The organism is Cognatishimia sp. (genome assembly GCF_964229375.1).
GTDB lineage: Bacteria > Pseudomonadota > Alphaproteobacteria > Rhodobacterales > Rhodobacteraceae > Cognatishimia.
Map to the genome: position 1 here is coordinate 1 of NZ_CAXREH010000080.1, position 5,180 is coordinate 5,180.

Here is a 5,180-nt window from a genome sequence, read left to right on the forward strand (position 1 = left end):
AGATAGGCGCGGCCTGTTGCCTCAAAGGAGGCGAGGGCCGAAGGCTGGCCTTTGTCGTAGGCAAATTGCATGAGATCTGCAAAGATTTCATAGCCTTGGCGGGCGGCTTCGGCGATCAGATCCTCGCGCCCTTCAAAGTGGCGATAGACCGCAGCCGGGGTGACGCCCGCGGTTTTTGCCGCCTCTGACAAGGTAAAACCCGTCGGGCCTTTGGCCTCGACAAGCTTGAGGGCAGCCTCGACCAGCGCTTGGCGCAGGTTGCCGTGGTGATAGCCGCGTTTAGGCATTCCAGATGTCTATGCCTCCGCAGATGTTTGTATCCTGAGGCCCGATGGCGGTAGCGTCTTTACGATCATAGTCGATACGTCCCAGAACGTGCCGGATCGCGGCCAGACGGGCCCGGCGTTTGTCATCAGAACGTATCACGGTCCACGGGGCTGCAGCGCTGTCAGATGCGGTCAGCGTCTCGCCAATGGCGGTTGTGTAGTCGTCCCATTTTTTCAGGCCTTCGACATCAATCCAGCTTAGTTTCCATTGCTTGAGCGGATCGCTTTCGCGAGACAGAAAACGGCGCAATTGTTCGGCGCGTCCGACATTCAGCCAGAATTTCACCAGCAGGATGCCCTCATCCACGAGCATTTTTTCAAACCCCTGGACTTGGCTGAAGAACTGGGCGCGCTGTGCATCGTCACAAAAGCCAAAGACCTTTTCCACAACACCTCGATTGTACCAGCTGCGATCAAAGAAGACGATCTCGCCCGCGGTAGGTAAGTGTTTGATATAGCGTTGAAAGTACCATTGACCCTGTTCGCGTTCAGTGGGCTTTGACAGAGCAACGACCCGCGCGCCACGCGCGTTCAGGTTCTCGCGGAACCGCTTGATGGTACCGCCTTTGCCCGCTGCGTCGCGCCCCTCAAAAACGATGGCAAGACGCGCGCCGCTTTCCTTGGCCCAGGCTTGCAATTTGACCAGCTCGATCTGTAGGGCGTCATACTCGGCCTCATAGGCTTTGCGTGCCATGCGGCTGTCATGCGGATAGCTTGGATCCAGCACAGAGGATTTGCTGGCCGATCTGATCGCGTCGCGCACCTCTTGTGGTGCGAGATTTTGATGATAGTCGCTGATCGCGCCGTCAAAGGGCAGCTGCATGAAATCTCTCCATTTTTTCTAATATGGCGATCCCAAGCGCCTAGCGCAATGCGGCGCGTGTCGCGGCCCTGTCGATTGCCGCAAGAACGTCGCTCTGGGCGACGTGGTGCGGCATATGTCCGATGCCCGGTAAGATCGAGAGTTCTGCTGTCGAGATCTCTGTCGCCATTGGACGGGCATGGATATCCAAGCTGACCGTGGTGTCCACATCGCCATGCAGAATTTGCATGGGCACAGAAATCTCGGCCAGACGCGGGCTGAGAATGTCGATCTCTGACAAAAGATGCGCACGTTGAAGTGCATTTGCACGCAAGGACTTGCGACGCAAAGTTAATCCGGTTCCAAAGTGCTCGGCATATCCTTCTGGGGCGGCTTGCGGTGTGAAGACAGCCTCAACTTCGCGGGCGACGCGTTGCGGTGAAATCCATGCCGAAATGACGGGCGGCAACAGACGCCCCCACAGAGGATGCGAGTTCAACACATAAAGGCGGGGCAAGGCAGAGTCCCAAGGCTTGCCCGGCGCTGCGAGGGTAACAAGTGCGGACAGCGCGTCGGGATGATCCACAGCCCAGGCCAGCGCCACAGAGCCGCCATAGCTTTGGCCCAGAACGATTGGTTTTTCGGCTCCAAGCTGTGCGGCGGCTTTTTGCAGAACTGCGGCCTGCTCAAAGATCGATGCGCCCTTTGGATTGACCGGATCGGAATAGCCGAGCCCCGGGCGATCAAAGACGATCACGCGATACCGATCGCTGAGTTGATCCACCAAGGAAAAAGTAAAATCGCGCAGATTGCCCGAAGAGCCGTGGATCAACACCAGATCGGGCCCCGTACCCTTGACCAATGCGTGGATCTGATGCCCGTCTACTTCGACGATCTGACCAAGAGGGGGCGCATGAAGCTCTGAGGCCGCTTCATTTCGCGCGGCGCGCCACAGTGTCACGGCCACAAATGCCGCAATCAGTAGTGCGAAAATCAACAGTATGCGCATTCTATCCCCTTAGGTCTGTGGTCTTTTCTCCGATTTTGCTGATGTCGAACGGGGTGGTCTCGTAGAGTTCGGACACCCAGTTGCCATAAAGCAAATGCGCGTGGCTGCGCCAGCGGTTGGTCGGCTCTTGGCTTGGATCATCGTCAGGGTAATAGTTCATCGGCACGTTGATCGGCGTGCCGGCTTCGACGTCGCGGTCGTATTCCTGCTTCAGGGTGCCCGAGTCATATTCAAAATGATTGAAGATATAGAGGCCACGCTTTGCTTTATCCTCGACCAGACAGGGGCCGGACTCATCGCTGCCAAGCAGTGTTTCAAGTCCCTCGACCGCGTCGATCTCATCTTGCTTCATCTCGGTCCAGCGGCTGACCGGAATGACGCAATCATCTGAAAAACCACGTAAATAATGGCTTGAGGGTGCAAGGTTCTTTTGACGGAAACAGCCAAAGGACTTTTCTCTCAGGATGTGTTTCTTGACACCATGGAAATAGTTAATCATAGCCATGCCGCCCCAACAGACGCCAAGCGTTGAATGCACATGGGTCTGCGTCCAGTCAAAGACCTCGCAGAGCTCGTCCCAATAGGTGACGTCCTCAAAAGACAAGTGCTCGATCGGCGCACCGGTGATGATCAGCCCATCAAACTTTTCGCCGGTCGCTTTGACCTCGGAGAAGGGTCGATAGAACTCTTCCATATGCGCTGCGGCGGTGTTCTTTGTCTGATGTTCGCTCATGCGGATCAGCGAGAATTCGATCTGCAAGGGCGTCGCCCCGATAAGGCGCGCGAACTGGTTCTCCGTCTGGATCTTTTTGGGCATCAGGTTCAACAGTCCGATGCGCAGTGGTCTGATGTCCTGCCGTGCGGCTTGCCGTTCCGACATCACCATCACGCCTTCGCGCGAAAGCACGTCAAAGGCAGGCAGGTGGGATGGCAGTTTGATAGGCATTGGACAAAATTCCTGTATTGCGGATTTCTTTAACTAGTGCAGACGCTAGGCACCCTCAAGAGCGGCTTCGATAAGAGTTTCAAAGTCTGACGCAGATTTGACTTTGGCGACGTCGTTGCCCTCCAGCGTGATACCCCAGTTCGACATGGCCTGATAGCGTGGCTGGCGCGCGGCCAAGGCACGGGCATATGTCCAGCGTACAAAGGCGTCTGGATCAACGTCATCTTCGCGACAATCTTGCTCGGTCAGATATTCGGACCAGGCGTTTCTGAGGAAGTTTGGCTGATAATACATTGGCTTAGGCGCGCGATCAAAGCGGCGGATCAGCTCTTCTGTATGGGCGTTGGAGCCCTTGATCCAGACCAAGAGCGTATCTTCAGACAGGGTTTTCAGCACCGGATCTTCCGGGTTTTCAGGATCGACCACCTCGCAAATGGAACCAGAGGTATCGCAGATGAAATTGCCATAGCCATAAAGATCCTGGGCGCGTTTGATAAAATGCGCGGTGTCCAGTGTTGCCGCGATTTCGGACGCGCGGTGCAGCTCTTGGCGGCGCATGTACTCATCAAACGGCACGCCACCTTTCGCCGGATCTCCCGGTTTGCCCAGATAGGCCGACAGGGGGGCCAGATTTTCGAAGGTGATATTGTTGCCGATGTAGATACTGTCGCTCAGCAACAGCTCGCGCAGATACGGCACGGTCATGGCCTCGGATTTGGCGTGATCGACAATCGCTTCGCCCATGTAGCGCGTGCCAATGCGGTAATCGACGGAATAGTGGAACCAGTCCCCCGTGGCGCGCAACAGGTTAGACACATAGGTCTTGCCCAGCCCGGACATGGCGAAAAGCGTAACACGTTTGTGGCGCGCCGCGCGCCAGTCGGAAGCGGATTTATAGATCATGACCCGGCCTGAATTGCTGTTTGGATTCTCGTAGCTGCGCAGGGGCAGGGCGTCAAATACAGAAATGAAAAACCCCGCCGGTCTGGCGGGGTTTTCGCGAAGATCGTTATGCAGGGCTTAGAAGTTGTACCCAACACTTAGGCCAGCGCCGACTACGTAGTTGTTCGCAAAAGTCGCGCCAATCGTGTCAGTGGTTGTGTCGCCAAGCCACGTGTAGTTCAGACCACCCGAAATCGAGAACCCGTCCTGTTCGTACCGTGCACCAAGGGTGACACCCGTGGAGCCATCTGTCGGCGACAGGTTCGTGCCCAGCCCGCCTTTTGCGGATTCGTGACGGGCAGACACCGACGCGGACCAGTTCTCATTCAGACGCCGACCCACCCCAAGAGTGTAAGTGTAGGAATCGTCGGAATACGACAAAAGCGGGTTCGCTGGATAGTTGGTTGGAGAGAAGGAAAAGGCTGACCAGTTTACCCAGCGCACGCTACCAAAGAGCAAGGTGTTTTCTGCGATGCCGCTTTGGGCCTCGAGATGCCAGGATTTTGGTGTGGAAATCTGTGTAGAGCTGTTTGTGCCGCCGTTTTCCACGGTCGCCATGGTCATATCGATCGAAGAGTTATACGTTAACGACACCCGAAGCGCAATTTCCGGCATTTCATACGCAACCCCGGCAAGGTAGCCGCCGCCGCTGCCTTCTGCGCTGTCTAGCACATACATTACTGGTGTGATTGCCGCTGCAGCGCTGATCGAGGTTCGTCTAATACCGCCGTATACGCTGACGCCGTTATCCATCGAGTAGCGCAGAATACCAGTCGTGGATTTAGATGTGATCGTAGCGGTCGTGCCAACAAAGGGATAGTTCAGCGCACTACTTGGCGCAGGAGGAGCTGCGACAAATGTTGCACCCGTGTAATCCACGCTTGCACCATAGGGTTGATCTTGAATTAGCGCGAAGCTCAACTTTTCGCCGATGTCCATCTTTGCGGAAAAGCCACCCTGAGTGTAGTCGCCACCCATGTCACCACTGACGGATCCATTGGCAAGAAGGTTACCAGTTACATTCGGTTGAACCCGACCCAATGAAAACGTGATCTGGTTACCGTCCGCAAACAACGCAGCCACCGATTGGTTTGAGCGTTCGACGCCGCCAGCCATCGCTGTCGTCGCCATCAAAGTAAGCGAAAGTGCGCCTGT

General features: G+C 55.9%; 6 protein-coding genes. All 6 read right to left on the bottom strand.

The features are described 5' to 3' along the window. Nucleotides 1–287 (bottom strand): TetR/AcrR family transcriptional regulator (locus tag ACEQWH_RS06260; RefSeq protein WP_370228954.1); only part of this gene is annotated, 287 nt, incomplete at its 3' end. Then, complete coding sequence (gene ppk2 / locus ACEQWH_RS06265; RefSeq protein ID WP_370228955.1) at nucleotides 280–1,149, bottom strand: polyphosphate kinase 2; 870 nt, start codon at nucleotides 1,147–1,149, stop codon at nucleotides 280–282. The genes ppk2 and ACEQWH_RS06260, both read right to left, overlap by 8 nt. A gap of 40 nt (nucleotides 1,150–1,189) precedes the next feature. Then, on the bottom strand, nucleotides 1,190–2,137 hold the full coding sequence (locus tag ACEQWH_RS06270; protein ID WP_370228956.1) for an alpha/beta fold hydrolase: 948 nt from the start codon (nucleotides 2,135–2,137) through the stop codon (nucleotides 1,190–1,192). Nucleotide 2,138: 1 nt separating this feature from the next. Continuing rightward, on the bottom strand, nucleotides 2,139–3,083 hold the full coding sequence (gene metA, locus ACEQWH_RS06275) for a homoserine O-succinyltransferase (protein WP_370228958.1): 945 nt from the start codon (nucleotides 3,081–3,083) through the stop codon (nucleotides 2,139–2,141). Between the two features lie 45 nt (nucleotides 3,084–3,128). Beyond that, complete coding sequence (locus tag ACEQWH_RS06280) at nucleotides 3,129–3,986, bottom strand: ATPase (protein WP_370228960.1); 858 nt, start codon at nucleotides 3,984–3,986, stop codon at nucleotides 3,129–3,131. A gap of 117 nt (nucleotides 3,987–4,103) precedes the next feature. Next, a partial coding sequence (locus ACEQWH_RS06285) for a hypothetical protein (RefSeq protein WP_370228961.1) occupies nucleotides 4,104–5,180 on the bottom strand: 1,077 nt, incomplete at its 5' end.

Bases quoted from the DNA above. Each gene is read 5' to 3' on its own strand.
- ppk2 (WP_370228955.1), bottom strand. From the start codon at position 1,149: ATGCAGCTGCCCTTTGACGGCGCGATCAGCGACTATCATCAAAATCTC.
- ACEQWH_RS06270 (WP_370228956.1), bottom strand. From the start codon at position 2,137: ATGCGCATACTGTTGATTTTCGCACTACTGATTGCGGCATTTGTGGCC.
- metA (WP_370228958.1), bottom strand. From the start codon at position 3,083: ATGCCTATCAAACTGCCATCCCACCTGCCTGCCTTTGACGTGCTTTCG.
- ACEQWH_RS06280 (WP_370228960.1), bottom strand. From the start codon at position 3,986: ATGATCTATAAATCCGCTTCCGACTGGCGCGCGGCGCGCCACAAACGT.